The following is a 15,421-nucleotide window of genomic DNA, read 5'->3' as shown; positions in this document are numbered from 1 at the left end:
ATGCGTCGCAGCTCCCCTGAAACGCCAAGGCTGCGTACCATTCATGTGCCAGCCACGGTCGGCTGGCGATAACACGGTGTCAGGAGTCCGGACACACCCATGCGCAAGACCCCGCTCATCCTCGTCCTGGCGGCTGCCGCGGCCTTCGGCGGCTTCGCCGCGACCGCCCTGCGCGAGGCCGTGACCACCCCGGCGGATGCCCATACGCCGCCCACCCTGGCCCTGCCGACAGCGGCCACGCTGCCCTCGGCGGTGGCCGGGCAGACGGTGCCTTCGCTGGCGCCGATGCTGCAGAAGGTCCTGCCGGCGGTGGTCAGCGTCCACAGCAAGCAGCGCCAGCGGGTGAACACCCCGTTCGGCGACGACCCGGTCTATCGCCGCCTGTTCGGCATTCCCGAGGAACGCGTGCTGGAGTCGCTGGGATCGGGGGTGATCGTCGATGCCCAGCAGGGCCTCGTCCTCACCAACCACCACGTGATCGAAGGCGCCGACGATGTCTCGGTGACGTTGTCGGACGGCCGAACCCTGAAGGCGGTCTTCCGCGGTTCCGATGCCGATACCGATATCGCGCTGATGCAGATCCCGGCGCAGAACCTCAACGCGCTGCCGATCGCCAACAGCGATCGCCTGCGCGTCGGCGACTTCGTGGTCGCGGTCGGCAACCCCTTCGGCGTCGGCCAGACCGTGACCTCGGGGATCGTCTCGGCGCTCGGCCGCAACAACCTGCCTGGCCTCGGCTACCAGAACTTCATCCAGACCGACGCCTCGATCAATCCCGGCAATTCCGGGGGCGCGCTGGTCGATCTCAACGGGCAACTGGTCGGCATCAATACCGCCAGCTTCAATCCGGGCGGATCGATGGCCGGCAACATCGGCCTCGGCTTCGCCATTCCGTCCAACCTGGCCTCGACGGTGATGCGCCAGCTGCTGACCAACAAGGGCATGGTCAGGCGCGGCACGCTCGGCGTCGCCACCACCGACTCGAATTCGCCGGTGGGCGCGCGCGTGACCAATGTCTACGACAAGGCCTCGGGGCTGCTGGTCGGCGACGTGATCACCGCGGTGAATGGCCAGCGCGTTTCCAGCATGGACGACTTCCACAACCTGGAAGGCCTGCAGGTCGGCGCGAGTTCGGCCAAGCTCGACATCCTGCGCGCGGGCAAGGCGGCGACGCTCAACGTGGCGCTGCGCCAGCAGTCGGGTGATGGGGCCAGCCTCGATCCACGCCTGGCTGGCGTCACATTCGCCGAGCTGCCGGAGAGTTATCGTCGTCAGGGCTTGAATGGCGTGCTGGTGGCGTCGGTGTCAGCCAACAGCCGCGCCGCGCGTTCCGGATTGAGCCAAGGCGACGTGCTTCTGGAGGGAACCAATGGCCGCTTCAACGATCTCACCAGTTTCCGTGCGAGTTTCCGCACGCAACCGCAACAACTTGTATTCCGTGTCCTGCGCGATGAACGCGTTGGGTCGATAGTGATTCGATGACAGTCATGATGACAAAAGCATTTCCCGTATTGATCCTCGGCCTGGCATTCATCGCCGGTTGCCAGAAACAGGACGCGCCAGCCGCCACGCCGCCGCCGCAGGCCGCAGCCACCGCGCCAGCAACCCAAGCGCCGACGCCGGCGAATGCCGCGACGGCCAGGAAGAAAGCCGTGGGTTCGCGCGACGGCATCTTCACGGGAATGCGCTTCCCGATGAACAAAGCCGACTTCATCACGCAGATCAACGGTCGCCTTAGCGACAATTGCAAACGTCCGGATCGTCATGGACGCTTGTGCCCGAAGCTGGAACAGCGGAGTGCCGTCTGTTCGGCCGCGGTGAAGCGCCCTGTCATCACCGATGCGGATGCGGCGCGCGACGCCGGTGGCAAGTACCTGCGCTGCCTGCATCGCGGCCACGCCTGATCCATCCATACAGGAGAACAGCATGTCGACGATGAAAGAAAACCTCAGCGATGCCGGTGGCCACCTGAAGCAGGCGGCGATCCATGCCGGCGACAGCATGAAGAGCGCGGCAGCCGCAGCGGGCGAGGAGTTCAAGCTCGGACGCGCCAACATGAAGTCGGAACTCGCGGATGGCGCGCAGTCCGGCAAGGCCGCTGCCGAACAGATGGGCGCCGCCGCCAAGGAACAGATGGATGCGCTGATGGGCAAGAGCCGCGACATGATGGATTCCGCGGCGGAACTGATCCGCGAACGTCCGCTCACCGCGTTCGGCATCGCCTTCGCCGCAGGCTGGGTGATCGCCAAGCTCGCCCGTTCCTCCGGCAACAGCGACACCTAAGCCGCTCCCCGTGACGGAAGAGTCCGGGCCGGAGCGCGATCCGGAGACGCCTGGAGCTCCGGGCGATCTTCTCGGTGCCTTCCGCGATGTCGGTGCGGCGGGACGATCCGGTTTCGCCGCGGCGAAGCACGTCGGCGAAGCGCTGCGCGCGCTGGTCGCTGCCGATATCGCGCTGGCACGCAGTGCGCTCGGTCGCGCGCTGGCATTCACCGCGGTGGCGATCGTGTTTGGCGTCTCGGCATGGTTGCTGCTGATGGCGGCGCTGGTCGCGGTATTGGGCGCGGCGATGCAATGGTCGTGGCCGCTGGCGTTGTCGGTGGTCGCGCTCGCCAATGTCGCGGTGACGGCATGGGCCGGCTGGCGCGCGATCAGCTATTTCGAACACACGCGGATGAAGGCGACGCGCCGGCAGCTGGCGCAGCTCGGCATTGGCGATGGAGACGGCGACAACGAGGACGTTGCCGACGGCGACGAGGCGACACGATCATGAGTTTCGACGAGAGCATCCAGCGGGTGAAGCGCGCGGAACTGGCGCTCGACGCCAGCACCCGCAAGGTCACGGATCACTGGCAGCAGTTGCGCCAGACCTGGCGTGACGCGTGGACGCCCGGACGCATCGTGGTCGCCGGCATCGCCAGCGGATTCGTGGTCGGTCGCGGTGAATTGCCGACGGCAACCGGCAGCGGCTTCATCAATCTCGTCAGTGCCGTCAGTGGACTGTTCGCAGTCGATCAGGCGGGTGAAGTTGCGGAGGTCGCGGGAGATGCCGTTGACCAGGTGCAACAGGTCGCGGAGGCGGCCGATGTCGGCGGTGTGGTTGCGGAAGACGAAGAGCCTGTCCGTGCATACGAGGCGCTGCGGCGATCGGGTGCATGGTGAATCCGCCGATGGACGACGCAGACGGAGAGGAATCCGCGCACCTTGAGGTGACGGACGAAGGCGCGGAACGACCGCCGCGACCGCGGTCCTCGAAAGCGGCGATCGTGATCGCCACGCTGATGGTGGCGGTGGTGTTGTGGGCGACGCAGGAAATCGTGCTGCCGATCCTGCTGGCGCTGTTCTTCGCGTTGATCGGCAATCCGATCATCCGCCTGCTCGGACGCCTGCATGTTCCGCGCGTGCTGTCGGCGATCGTGGTGGTGTTCGGCGGCATCGTGCTCGCGGTGGCGCTGGCAGGCCAGGTCGCGCAGCCGGCGATGGACTGGGCACGCACCTTGCCGCAGCAGGTGACGAAAGTGACGCCGAAGCTGCGTGCGTTGATCAAGCCGGTGCAGGAAGCCAACCGCATGGCCGAAAGCCTGGCCAAGGTCACGGCGACGCCGAATGCGCCGAAGCAGGTGCAGGTGATCGCGGCCGACAGCTCCGACCCGATGACGCGGGTCGCGAAGTTCGCGCCGCATCTGGTCGCGCAGTTGCTGGCGGTGGTGCTGCTGACGCTGTTCTTCATGATCTTCGGCGAGACGCTGCAGAAGCATTCGCTCGAACTGGTGCCGAGCTGGCGCAAGAAGCGCGTGACCATGGAGATCCTGCAATCGATCGAGCAGGAAGTGTCGCGCTACGTGCTCACCATCAGCCTGATCAATATCGCGCTGGGACTGGCGATCGCCGGCTGCCTGTATGCCATCGCCGGCATCGACCTGCAGAGCGCGCTCTTGTGGGGCACCATGGCGATGGTGCTGAACTACGCGCCGATCGTCGGGCCGCTGATCGGCGTGGTGGTGATGCTGGTGATGGGCATCGTCACCGAACCCGATCTCGCCCACGCGCTGATCCCCGGCGCCATCTATCTGGGCCTGCATACGCTGGAAGGGCAGATCATCACCCCGGTGGTGCTGGGCAAGCGCATGGCGATCTCGCCGCTGCTGCTGATGATCGCGCTGATGGTGTTCGGCTGGGCCTGGGGGATCGTCGGCCTGCTGCTGGCGGTGCCGCTGCTGGTCTGCCTCAAGATCGTACTGTCGAAACTCGATGGCATGGAGGGCTGGGCGCGGTTGATGGAATGAGCCCGGCGAGTGAGTCCGGGCGCGTTCGGCCCTAGACTATGCGGATGGCAAGTCCGATCTCCGCGATCACCCTCGACCTCGACGATACCCTGTGGCCGTTCCCGCCGATCGGCGAACGCATCGAACGCGTGCTCCACGCCTGGTTCGAACGCCACAGCCCGCCCACGGCGGCGATGTTCCCGATCCCGGCGATGCGCGCGTTGCGCCAGCAGCTGATGGCGCGCCATCCCGAACTGGCGCACGACGCCAGCACGCTGCGCCAGCGCGGCATCGAGCATGCATTGCGCGAGAGCGGCGGCGACCTGACCTTGGCCGGTCCTGCCTATGATGCTTTTTACGAGGAGCGCAATCGCGTCGAGTTCTACGACGATGCGATCGAGGCGCTGCAACGCATCGCCGCGCGTTTCCCGATCATCGCGTTGACCAACGGCAATGCCGATCTCGAACGCATCGGCATCGCCCATCTGTTCCGGGGCGTGGTGACCGCGCGCGAATTCGGCGCCGGCAAGCCCGATCCGGCGATCTTCCATCACGCCTGCGAGCTGTTGGACGCGTCGCCGCAACAGACGCTGCACGTCGGCGACGACATCGAACTCGACGTGATCGGCGCGCAATCGGCGGGATTGCAGACCGCGTGGATCAACCGCATCGACGCGATGTGGCCGGCGGATTTGCGCGCACCCGATACGACGTTCACCACCTTGTCCGCCTGCGCCGACTGGCTGGACACACACCACGCAGACCGTAACCGCTGAATCGCCATGACCGATCGATCGAGCCCGAATAGAGCAGCCATCGTCACCCATTCCGACAACGCCAGGCCGCTGTGGTGCCTGACCGCCGATGCTTTCCCGGCGTGGCTGGCCACGCAGCCCGCGGACGTCGTGCGCTGGATCGAAACGCAGGCATACACCGCGAATGCGGGCAGTGTGTTGTTGCTGCCAGGCATCGATGGCCTTGGCGGTGCGATTCTCGCCATCGGCGATCCGCTCGATGCGTATTCGTATTCGCATGGGCCGCTGGCGTTGCCGGTGGGCGACTGGGCTCCGCAGGACATGGTCAACGATGCGCGGCGCGCAGCCTTGCAGCTGGGCTGGAGCCTCGGTGCCTATCGCTTCGATCGCTACAAGGCGGCCTTGCGTGAACCGGCGCGATTGCTGCTGGCGCATCCCGATGCCGAAGTCGCCGACGTGTTCGCGGCCTGTTGTCGCGTGCGCGACATGGTGCACACGCCGACCGAACACATGGGGCCGGACGAGATCGAGGCGATCGCCCGCGAAATCGCCGCGAAACACGGCGCCAGCATCGACGTGCACGCAGGCGATGCCCTGATCTCCGACAACTACCCGGCGATCCACGCGGTTGGACGCGCTTCGCATCGCGCCCCGCGCATCATCGAATTGAACTGGGGCGATGCCAACGCGCCGCACCTGGCGATCGTCGGCAAGGGCGTGTGCTTCGATACCGGCGGCCTCAATCTCAAGGCCGGCCCCGGCATGCGCAACATGAAGAAGGACATGGGCGGTGCCGCGCACGCGATCGCGCTCGCCGAGTTGCTGATGCAGCGCAAGACGCCGCTGCGCATCACCTTGCTGGTGCCGGCGGTGGAGAATGCGGTCGGCCCGAATGCGCTGCGTCCGGGCGAGATCATTTCCACCCGCAAGGGCGTCAGCGTCGAGATCGACAATACCGATGCCGAAGGCCGCCTGGTATTGGCCGATGCGTTGACGCGCGCCGCGGAACTCAAGCCTTCACTGGTGATCGATTTCGCCACCTTGACCGGTGCCGCGCGTGTCGCGCTCGGTCCCGACCTTCCGGCGCTGTATGCCAACGATGAAGTCGTCGCGGCCGCATGGCTGCAATCCGGCGGCGAGCAGCGCGACCCGCTGTGGCGGATGCCGTTGTGGCAGCCCTATCTGCGCTATCTCGTCAGCGGGATCGCCGATATCGCCAACGGCAGTTCGACGACGATGGCCGGCAGCGTCACCGCGGCCCTGTTCCTGCAGAAATTCGTGCCGGTAGAACAGCGCTGGGCGCATGTCGACGTCTATTCCTGGAACGACAGCGATCGTCCCGGCCGTCCCGCCGGCGGCGAAGCGCAGGGCTTGCGTGCCGCGTTCGCGATGCTGAAGAACGCGAAAGTGGTCAGCCCGCAGTCATGAGTTCGTGATCGTCGGGCCGAACACGATCGCGTAGGCCAGCACCACCACGATGCTGGCGGCGATCCATGCCCAGCTGCGCGGGAATGTCACGGCATCGGAATCGCCGGCGCCGACGCGCGTGCGCGACGGGCCCCAGGCGAAGCCGGAGGTTCCGCCAAGACTCGCGGCCGCGGCGGAAGTGAGGACGATGACGATGCCTTCGGGATTGAACAGGCCGATGGTGATGCAGGTGACCGCGCCGGCGAGATAGGTGAGCAGGGCGATGCGTTGCACGCGTCGTGGGCGTTCTTCATGCCCGCCGACGATGCCGGCCAGCGTGCGCATGCTCCAGACCACGCTGCGGTCGTAGAAGAAGTAACCGACGCCTGCCATCAGCACGCGCCACAGCCACGGCATCGCCACATCGTGCAGCAGGCCATCGTTGCCGACGCCAAGATCGCCAATGCCGGCGACGCCCGAGAACATCATGTAGCCGAAAGCGGTCATCAGGCCGATGCTGGCCAGCATCCAGGTGAACAACCGCGCCAGCGGGGCACGGGCGACCGGCAGCAATCGTGCGCAGACCAGTCCGGTGAGCAGGCTCACGACTGGACCGGCCAGCGCCACCAACTTCACGCCCAGCGCGCTCAGGCGCGGATCGTTGCATTCGACGTAGAACGCGCCGAATTTCTTGACGTCGCTGCCGAGCGCGACGCAACTGGCCGCGTGTCCGAGATGTTCGTGCAGCGCAGTTCCGGTGACATAGGCCAGCGCAGCGAGTGCGATGACGGTCAGCCAGTCGAAACCGCGCGTGTTCACAGCCAGCCTTTCTGGCGCGCGAGTCGCGCCGCTTCGATGCGGTTGCCGACGCCAAGCTTGCCGATGATTTCCGACAGGTAGTTGCGCACCGTGCCCTGCGAGAGATTGAGCCGGCCGGCGATTTCGTTGCTCGACAGGCCGTCGCCGGCGAGGCGCAGCACCTGGCGTTCGCGATCGTTGAGCGGATCGGGTTCGGTCCACGCCGCCATCGCCAGTTGCGGGTCGATGGCGCGGCCGCCGCGATGCACCTGTCGCAGCGCTTCTGCGAGTTGTTCGGCGGGCGCGTCTTTCAACAGGTATCCGGTGACGCCGGCATCCAGCGCGCGGCGCAGGAAGCCGGCGCGGCCGAAGGTGGTGACGATCGCGACCTTGATCGGCAACTCATGGCGCTGGATGCGTTGCGCGAGATCGAGTCCGGACAGCCCCGGCATTTCGATGTCGGTGAGCAGCAGGTCGGGCTTGAGGCGCTGCAGTTCGCGCCAGGCGATTTCGCCATCGGCGGCGTCGCCGACCACGTCGATGTCGTTCTCCAGCCGCAGCAGCGCCGCCAACGCGCCGCGCACCATGGCCTGGTCTTCGGCGATCAGGACGCGGATCTTGTTGGGCGTGGTCATGCCAGGCACCTCGCGGGCAGGCGCGCGACCAGCGTGGTGCCGCGATCGCTGCGCTCGCCGTTTGCGAGCAATTCCAATGAGCCGCCGTGCGCTTCCAGGCGTTCGCGCATGCCGGTGAGCCCGTTGCCGGCGCGCAATTCGCCGCCGCGGCCATCATCGCGGATTTCCATCGCCACGCCCTTGCCGTCGCGTTGCAGGCGCACTTCCACGTAACGGGCCCCCGCATGTCGTTGCACGTTGGTGATGGCTTCGCGCAGGCTCATCGCCAGCGCCGATTCCGCGTCGGGCTTGAGCAGGATCTCGTCGATCTGGGTCGCGAGCAGGATGTTGTCGGCGTGCAGCAGCACCTTGGCCGAGGCCAGTTCCGCGGTCAGTACCGCGTTGCGCATGTTGGTGACGGTGGCGCGCACTTCCGACAGCGTGTCGCGGGCGATGCGCGCGACTTCCGCCATCTCGCGCTGCGCGCCTTGCGGATCGCGATCGATCAGCTTGCCGGCGAGATCGGCTTTGAGCGCGACCATCGACAAGGTGTGGCCGAGCAGGTCGTGGAGGTCGCGGCCGATGCGCTCGCGTTCGGCGAAGGCGGCCATGCGCCGCACTTCGGCATGCGATAGCGCCAGCTCTGCGTTCTTGCGCGCGTTGCTGCGTTCGAACTGCACCAGGATGCCGATGATGATGGTGGTGATCGGCAGCCAGGCCAGCGCGCCCCACGGATAGTGCAGCCAGCGTCCTTCGCCGATGCAGACGAGGTTGGCGAACAGCAGGCCCAGGGCATAGTGGATCGGTCGCAACAGGCCGCAGCTCAGCATGATGCAGCCGAACACGAAATAGGTCATGCCGCTGGGGTACCACGGCATCAGCACCAGGCTCATCACCAGCATCGCCGTGGCGTACCACCCCGCCACGCGCGGCGATCCGGTGCAGCACTTGGCGTAGAAGAACAGGAACAACGAATAGCTGACGAGTGTCAGCCACACCCAGCGGAGGGTATAGCCGTGGTCATCGAAGATCGGGATGATGAAGACCCATGACGACCACAGCAGCTGGATGGCATGGCTCCACACCGGGTGGCCGCGCGCCAGGTCACGCGCGACCAGCGAGTCCGGGGCGGGGGTGAACATGGCGCGTAATGCTTGCAAGATTGCGACCCTCAGCCGTTGTTGCGCAGGCGGCGCTGTGCGAGCAGGAAGAACACCAGCGCGAACATCGCCAGTGCTGCGATGTGCTGCCACACCGGGTAGCCGGAATCATAGCCCACCACTTTCAGCGACAGCTGCACCAGGTGCCAGGACGGCAGCGCCATCGCGATCTTGGACACGATCGGTGGCATCGCCGACAGCGGCATCCACAGGCCGGACAGCAACGACATCGGCAGGTAGATCAGGTTGACCGCCGCCGGTGCGCCATTGGCGGGAAGACGCGTGCCGAGGAAGAGCCCGAGCGAACCCATCGGCAACACGCCGAGGATGTTGATCAGCATCAGTTCCGCGTATTGCCCCACGTGCAGGCGCACGCCGCCGAGGGTGACCGCCAGCAACAACAGCCCGATGCTGACGACCGCCGCGAACAGCATCGCCATGCCGAGCTTGGCGACCAGATAGGCGGAAGGCGGCATCGGCAGTGCGCGCTTGTATTGCAGATGGCCGAGCGCCCGTTCGTTCGCCACCGTCAATCCGAAACCGAACAGGGAAATGCCCAGCGTGCCGAACACGCCGTAGCTGACGTAGAGATAGGTCGCGCCCTGGGCGTTGCCGTGGTTCATCAGCAGGCCGAACATCACGTAGAACAGCATCGGGAACCCGATGGTCGGGAACACGAACATCGGCGCGCGCAACAGTCGCAGGAATTCGTTGCGGGTTTCCAGCGCGTGGATGCGCAGGCGCGACGGCTGCGAAGCAGGAATGTCGAAGGCGGACATCAGTGGGTCTCCTGGACGTCGTGGGTAGGGGCGTCGCGGGTGAGGGCGAGGAAGGCGTCGGCCAGTCCGGCGCGGGTGACTTCCAGTTCGCTGAGGGTGGGATCGATCGACAACAGCCAGCGCAGCACCGCAGCCGCATCTTCCACCTGCAATTCGACGCGGCCGTCGATGACGCTGGCCTCGCGCACGCCGGGCCATGCCGCGAGCTGTTCCTGCGAGACCAGGCTGCGGCAACGGATGCGCTGGCCGCTCACGAGTGCGCGAATGTCGTCGACGGTGCCCTGCGCGACCTCGCGACCGTTGCGCACCACCACCACGCGGTCGGCGAGCGCCTGCGCTTCTTCCAGGTAGTGGGTGGTGAGGAGGACGGCGGTGCCCTGCGCGACGAGATTACGGATGGCGGCCCACAGGGTTTCGCGCGATTCGATGTCGAGGCCGGTGGTCGGTTCGTCGAGGAAGATCAGTTCGGGATTGCCGCAGATCGCCAGCGCGAATTGCACGCGGCGCTGCTGGCCGCCGGAGAGCTTCGCGTAGCGGCGCTTGAGCAGGTCTTGCAGCCCGGCCATGCGCACGCATTCGTCGAAGTCACGCGGCGCCGCGTAATAGCTGCGGGTGAGTTCGAGCAATTCCTGCACCGTGTTGTTGTCGGGCAGGCTCGCGGTCTGCAGCATCACGCCGATGCGCTGGCGCGCCGCGATCTCCTGCGGCGATTGTCCGAACAACTGCGCTTCGCCCCGCGTCGGCGCGGCAAGGCCGAGCAGCAGCGAGATCGCGGTGGTCTTGCCGGCGCCGTTCGCGCCGAGCAGCGCCAGCACTTCGCCGCGGTGGATGTCGAGGTCGAGGCCATCAAGGGCCACGACCGAGTCGTAGTGCTTGCGGGCGCCATCGAGTCGGGCGATCGTGCCCGTTGAAAGCGGGCGGGTGGGCATATCCATGCAGGCATCCTCTTGGGGTGGCCCACTGTGCGATTCGGCGCCGCCGGAATGGAGTCGCAGGCGTCAGCCGATCGACATGACAACCGTCACCTGACACCGGCGCCGACCAACCTTAATGTGGCATGGCACTCGACCGGGGTCCCCGGGACGGGCACACTCCGCCAAACGTCAGAACGCCCGCACTGCATGAATACGAACGCCGACCTGTTGTCACAATTGCGCATTGATCGTTCCGCGCCGCCACCCAAGCGCTCGTTGCGCTGGTTGTGGATCACGCTTGCAGTCCTGGTGGTGCTTGCGATTCTCGCGGTCGTCGGCTGGATGCTCATCGCGCGCAGCCGCGTCACCGAAGTGCAGACCGCAACGGTCGCGGCGATGGGCGGCTCCGGCAACCAGGCGGCCTCGGTGCTCGATGCCACCGGGTATGTCGTGGCGCGACGCATCGCGACGGTGTCGGCCAAGGTCACCGGGAAACTGCACGATGTGCGCATCCAGGAGGGCCAGCATGTCGTGGCGGGGCAGATCATCGCCACCCTCGATCCGATCGATGCCGACGAAGCGCGGGCGCTCGCGGTCGCGCAGGCGCACGCGACGGAAAGCCAGGCCGGCAGCCTGCAGGCGCAACTGACCGACGCCGAAGCCAACGTCAAGCGATTGGTCCCGTTGATGCAACAGAAATTGGTCTCACAGGCGCAGTACACGCAGGCGGTGGCGCAGCGCGACAGCCTGCGCGCGCAGCTGGCATCGGCCAACGCCAGCACCAAGGCCGCGCATGCGCAGCTCGCGATCGCCGGCACCGGCGTCGACAACACCATCATTCGCGCGCCGTTCGATGGCGTGGTGATCGCCAAGGCGGCGCAGCCGGGCGAAATCGTCTCGCCGTTCTCGGCGGGCGGCGGGTTCACCCGTACCGGCATCGGCACCATCGTCGACATGGATTCCCTGGAAGTGGAAGTCGATGTCGGCGAGGCCTACATCGGCCGCGTGCAACCGGGCATGCCGGTCGAGGCCACGCTCAACGCCTATCCCGACTGGAAGATCCCGGCGCACGTGATCGCGATCATCCCGACCGCCGATCGCGGCAAGGCGACGGTGAAGGTGCGCGTCGCACTCGACAAGAAGGACGACCGCATCGTGCCCGACATGGGCGTGAGCGTGAGCTTCCTAGAAAAAGCGCGCCCCGCGGACCAGCCCGCCCCCAAGGGCGTGAAGGTGCCGACGGCCGCGATCGTGCAGCGTGATGGCAAGGATGTGGTATTCGTGGTTGGCGATGGCGGCAAGGTGGCGATGCACGAGGTCACCGTCGCCGGAAAGGTCGGCAATGACGCGAAACAGGTGGTCGCGGGCGCATCCGCCGGCGACACGGTGGTGGTGCAACCACCGGCCGAATTGAAGGACGGCAGCAAGGTGAAGGACGCTGCCGCGAAAAGCGAATGACCGGCGCATCGCGCCAAAACCGAAGTGCCGAATCGAATCCCTGGGAGCAATGACATGACTGCATTGGTATCGACCCGCAATCTCACCAAGACCTATCAGCGCGGGCCCGAGAAGGTCGAAGTGCTGCACGGCATCGACCTCGACATCGCGCCGGGCGATTTCGTCGCCCTGATGGGACCGTCGGGTTCGGGCAAATCGACCCTGCTCAACCTGATCGGCGGACTCGACACCCCGACCTCGGGCGAGATCAGCGTCGGCGGCACCCGCATCGACCGCATGGGTGGCGGGCAACTCGCGCAGTGGCGCAGCGACCACGTCGGCTTCGTCTTCCAGTTCTACAACCTGATGCCGATGCTCACCGCGCAGAAGAACGTCGAGCTGCCGTTGCTGCTCACCAATCTGAGCGCGGCGCAGCGCAAGCAGAACGCCGAGATCGCATTGAAGCTGGTCGGCCTCGACGATCGCATGAAGCATCGCCCGAACGAACTCTCGGGCGGCCAGCAGCAGCGCGTGGCGATCGCGCGCGCCATCGTGTCCGACCCGACCCTGCTGATCTGCGACGAACCGACCGGCGACCTCGACCGCCATTCGGCCGAGGAAATCCTCAACCTGCTGCAGACACTCAATCGCCAGCACGGCAAGACCATCGTGATGGTGACCCACGATCCCAAGGCCGCCGAATACGCCACCCACACCCTGCATCTCGACAAGGGCGTGCTGGTGGAACAAGTCGCGCACGCGGCCTGACCGGAGCCACGGCGATGAAATATCTCCACCTCATCTGGGCGGAACTCTTCCGCCGCAAGACGCGCACGATATTGACGATCCTGTCGATCCTCGCGGCCTTCCTGTTGTTCGGCCTGCTCAACGGCGTGCGCGAGAGCTTCATCAACGCCGGCAAGAGCGCGATCGGCGCCGAACGCCTGCAGACCGGTTCGCGCCTGTCCTTCATCCAGTCGCTGCCGATGTCGCTACAGGCGCGCATCGCGCAAGTGGACGGCGTCAAGACCGTCACCTACGCCAACTGGTTCGGCGGCGCTTACCAGGAACCGCGCAACCAGATCTTCAGCTTCGCGGTCGCGCCCAACTATTTGGATGTCTATCCCGAGATCCAGGTCGATCCCAAGCAGCGTGAGACCTTCAACAATACCCGTACCGGCGCACTGGTCGGCGAGGGATTGATGAAGCGTTTCGGCTGGAAGGTCGGGCAGCGCGTGCCGCTGATCTCGACGATCTTCCCCAATCGCGACGGCAGCAAGAACTGGCAGTTCGACATTGTTGGCGTGTTGCACGCCAAGGACAAGAAGACGGCCGGCTGGTACGACCAGATGTTCATGCTGCAATGGAAGTATTTCGACGAATCGACGCCGTACAACCAGGGCGCCGCCGGCTGGTACGTCGAGTTGGTGAACGATCCCAAGCAGGCCGATCGTGTCGCCAAGGCGGTCGATGCCTTGTCGATGAATTCGCCGAACGAAACCAAGACCCAGACCGAAGCCGCGGCGATGGCGTCGTGGATGAAACAGACCGCCGACATCGGTCTGATCGTCACTTCGATCATGGGCGCGGTGTTCTTCACCTTGATCCTGTTGACCGGCAACACCATGGCGCAGGCGGTGCGCGAACGCATTCCGGAACTGGCGGTGCTCAAGACGATTGGCTTTCGCGATCGCACGGTGCTCGGCCTGGTGTTGGCGGAATCGGTGCTGCTGGTGCTGCTCGGTGGTGTCTGCGGACTGGGGCTTGCCGCCGTGCTCGGGCCGATTCTCAGTGCCGGATCAGGCGGCACGATCGGTCTTCCGCCGATCGGAGTCGCAAGTTGGTCGCTCGGTCTTGCGTTGATGGTCGTCATCGGTCTCGTCGTCGGCGCGCTGCCGGCCATCCGCGCCATGCGCCTCAACATCGTCGATGCCCTTTCCGGGCGCTGATCGGGAATTCAAGTCCATGAGCAAGTTCAAATCTTTCGCGCTCGGCTTCGGCCTGTTCCTGATCGTCGTCATCGGGGTCGCCATCTGGCTGGCATCGCCATGGTTCGTGCTGCTGGCGCTCGCGGTCGCGTTCGCCGCGTGGATGTTCGCCACCCGACGCGGCCAGCAGACGGCATCGGTGACGCAGGTCGGCGTCAGCACGCTGCGACAGCGTCTCGGTTCGTCGTCGGTGATCGTGCTCGGCATCGCCGGCGTGGTCGCGGTGCTGGTGGCGATGCTGGCGATGGCGGAAGGCTATCGCCAGACCTTGCAGGCCAGCGGCAGCGAGGACACCGCCATCGTTCTGCGCGGCGCATCCTCGGCCGAGGTGATGTCGACGCTGGGCAACGATGCGATCCAGGTGATCCAGCAGGTGCCCGGCATCGCCAAGGGCAGCGACGGTCGTCCGCTCGCGTCCGCCGAAACCGTGGTCGCGGCCAACCTGCCGATCCGCAATGGCGGCCCCGACGAGGACGGCAGCGTGCAGTTGCGTGGTGTCGGTCCGCAGGCGTGGCTGGTGCGGCCGAACCTCAAGATCACCCAGGGCCGCAAGTTCGAGCCGGGCCGTCGCGAGATCGTGGTCGGCAGCGGTGCACAGCGGCAATTCCGCGGGCTCGATGTCGGCAAGCAGGTGCGCATCGGCAGCGACATGTGGAATGTCGTCGGCGTGTTCCATGCCGGTGATGCCAACGATTCCGAAATCTGGGCCGATGCCGAAATCGTCGCCGCGACCTATCGCCGTGGCAGCTCGCGCAACTCGGTGATCGCGAAGCTGGAGAATCCGCAGGCGTTCAAGGCCTTCAAGGCGACGCTTGCCGCCGATCCGCGCGTCGAAGTGGAAACGCAGACCACGCTGGATTACTTCAGCAAGCAGTCGGAAACGATGACCAAGGTGATCCGCGCCATCGGTATGGTGGTCGGCGCGATCATGGCGATCGGCGCGGTGTTCGGCGCGCTCAACACCATGTTCGCGACGGTGGCGACACGTGCCCGCGAGATCGCGACGCTGCGTGCGATCGGTTTCCGCAGCGTGCCGGTGGTGATCGCGGTGATGCTGGAGACGATGTTGCTGGCCCTGCTTGGCGGGCTCATCGGGGGTGCATTGGCGTGGCTGGTGTTCAACGGCTATACCGCATCGACCATTGCCGGTGGCGTCGGCCAGCTCACCTTCGCCTTCAAGGTCTCGCCCGACGTGTTGTGGACCGGCCTCAAGTGGGCGCTGGCGATCGGCTTCATCGGCGGCCTGTTCCCGGCGCTGCGCGCCGCACGCATGCCGGTGACGGATGCGTTGAGGAGCCTGTAAG

17 protein-coding genes are annotated in these 15,421 nt (G+C 66.0%); 12 read left to right on the top strand and 5 right to left on the bottom strand.

Translation table 11 applies throughout. The features are described 5' to 3' along the window. The first annotated feature begins 99 nt into the window (after positions 1 to 99). The 8 genes from ABE093_RS05045 to ABE093_RS05010 are packed head-to-tail and all read left to right on the top strand — an operon-like array spanning position 100 to position 6,448. Positions 100 to 1,482, top strand: coding sequence for a trypsin-like peptidase domain-containing protein (locus tag ABE093_RS05045; protein ID WP_430759741.1), 1,383 nt, complete (start codon positions 100 to 102; stop codon positions 1,480 to 1,482). 8 nt (positions 1,483 to 1,490) lie between these two features. Further along, a complete protein-coding gene (locus tag ABE093_RS05040; protein ID WP_430759740.1) occupies positions 1,491 to 1,904 on the top strand; it encodes a hypothetical protein in 414 nt (137 codons plus the stop codon). A gap of 7 nt (positions 1,905 to 1,911) precedes the next feature. After that, a complete protein-coding gene (locus tag ABE093_RS05035) occupies positions 1,912 to 2,283 on the top strand; it encodes a hypothetical protein (RefSeq protein ID WP_430760090.1) in 372 nt (123 codons plus the stop codon). A 10-nt stretch (positions 2,284 to 2,293) separates the two neighbouring features. After that, positions 2,294 to 2,773: a phage holin family protein gene (locus ABE093_RS05030; RefSeq protein ID WP_430759739.1), complete on the top strand. Its 480-nt coding sequence runs from the start codon at positions 2,294 to 2,296 to the stop codon at positions 2,771 to 2,773. Continuing rightward, the gene (locus tag ABE093_RS05025; protein ID WP_430759738.1) at positions 2,770 to 3,162 is read left to right on the top strand and encodes a hypothetical protein; all 393 of its coding nucleotides are present in this window, start codon (positions 2,770 to 2,772) and stop codon (positions 3,160 to 3,162) included. The genes ABE093_RS05030 and ABE093_RS05025 overlap by 4 nt, the downstream gene beginning before the upstream one ends. Positions 3,163 to 3,170: 8 nt before the next feature. Further along, positions 3,171 to 4,286, top strand: coding sequence for an AI-2E family transporter (locus ABE093_RS05020; protein WP_430759737.1), 1,116 nt, complete (start codon positions 3,171 to 3,173; stop codon positions 4,284 to 4,286). 44 nt (positions 4,287 to 4,330) lie between these two features. After that, positions 4,331 to 5,041 carry an HAD family hydrolase gene (locus ABE093_RS05015; protein WP_430759736.1) on the top strand — a complete coding sequence of 237 codons (711 nt, stop codon included), beginning with the start codon at positions 4,331 to 4,333 and terminating at the stop codon, positions 5,039 to 5,041. Positions 5,042 to 5,047: 6 nt separating this feature from the next. Next, positions 5,048 to 6,448 (top strand): leucyl aminopeptidase family protein, encoded by a 1,401-nt coding sequence (locus tag ABE093_RS05010; RefSeq protein WP_430759735.1) that lies wholly within the window; start codon positions 5,048 to 5,050, stop codon positions 6,446 to 6,448. On the opposite strand, the gene ABE093_RS05005 is transcribed toward ABE093_RS05010, so the two are convergent. Genes ABE093_RS05005 through ABE093_RS04985 form a run of 5 tightly spaced genes read right to left on the bottom strand, consistent with a single transcriptional unit; the run spans position 6,443 to position 10,713 of the window. Continuing rightward, the gene (locus ABE093_RS05005; RefSeq protein ID WP_430759734.1) at positions 6,443 to 7,246 is read right to left on the bottom strand and encodes a hypothetical protein; all 804 of its coding nucleotides are present in this window, start codon (positions 7,244 to 7,246) and stop codon (positions 6,443 to 6,445) included. The genes ABE093_RS05010 and ABE093_RS05005 overlap by 6 nt on opposite strands. After that, on the bottom strand, positions 7,243 to 7,860 hold the full coding sequence (locus tag ABE093_RS05000) for a response regulator (RefSeq protein WP_430759733.1): 618 nt from the start codon (positions 7,858 to 7,860) through the stop codon (positions 7,243 to 7,245). The genes ABE093_RS05005 and ABE093_RS05000 overlap by 4 nt, the downstream gene beginning before the upstream one ends. Beyond that, complete coding sequence (locus ABE093_RS04995; protein ID WP_430759732.1) at positions 7,857 to 8,981, bottom strand: sensor histidine kinase; 1,125 nt, start codon at positions 8,979 to 8,981, stop codon at positions 7,857 to 7,859. The genes ABE093_RS05000 and ABE093_RS04995 overlap by 4 nt, the downstream gene beginning before the upstream one ends. A gap of 29 nt (positions 8,982 to 9,010) precedes the next feature. Continuing rightward, positions 9,011 to 9,778, bottom strand: coding sequence for an ABC transporter permease (locus ABE093_RS04990; protein WP_430759731.1), 768 nt, complete (start codon positions 9,776 to 9,778; stop codon positions 9,011 to 9,013). Beyond that, on the bottom strand, positions 9,778 to 10,713 hold the full coding sequence (locus ABE093_RS04985) for an ATP-binding cassette domain-containing protein (RefSeq protein ID WP_430759730.1): 936 nt from the start codon (positions 10,711 to 10,713) through the stop codon (positions 9,778 to 9,780). Before ABE093_RS04985 ends, ABE093_RS04990 begins: the two co-directional genes overlap by 1 nt. 186 nt (positions 10,714 to 10,899) lie before the next feature. Here ABE093_RS04985 and ABE093_RS04980 point away from each other — a divergent pair, with 186 nt between their 5' ends. From ABE093_RS04980 to ABE093_RS04965, 4 genes are read left to right on the top strand one after another with little or no spacing between them, the layout of a single operon-like run. Beyond that, positions 10,900 to 12,150, top strand: coding sequence for an efflux RND transporter periplasmic adaptor subunit (locus ABE093_RS04980; protein WP_430759729.1), 1,251 nt, complete (start codon positions 10,900 to 10,902; stop codon positions 12,148 to 12,150). A 54-nt stretch (positions 12,151 to 12,204) separates the two neighbouring features. Further along, positions 12,205 to 12,897: an ABC transporter ATP-binding protein gene (locus ABE093_RS04975; protein WP_430759728.1), complete on the top strand. Its 693-nt coding sequence runs from the start codon at positions 12,205 to 12,207 to the stop codon at positions 12,895 to 12,897. Between the two features lie 14 nt (positions 12,898 to 12,911). Beyond that, positions 12,912 to 14,078 (top strand): ABC transporter permease, encoded by a 1,167-nt coding sequence (locus ABE093_RS04970; RefSeq protein WP_430759727.1) that lies wholly within the window; start codon positions 12,912 to 12,914, stop codon positions 14,076 to 14,078. A 16-nt stretch (positions 14,079 to 14,094) separates the two neighbouring features. Further along, a complete protein-coding gene (locus ABE093_RS04965; protein WP_430759726.1) occupies positions 14,095 to 15,420 on the top strand; it encodes an ABC transporter permease in 1,326 nt (441 codons plus the stop codon). The last annotated feature ends 1 nt before the right edge of the window (position 15,421 follow it).

It is taken from the genome of Solilutibacter silvestris, assembly GCF_050574925.1.
Taxonomy (GTDB): Bacteria; Pseudomonadota; Gammaproteobacteria; order Xanthomonadales; family Xanthomonadaceae; genus Solilutibacter; species Solilutibacter silvestris_A.
This window is presented reverse-complemented; position numbering and strand designations above follow the sequence as displayed.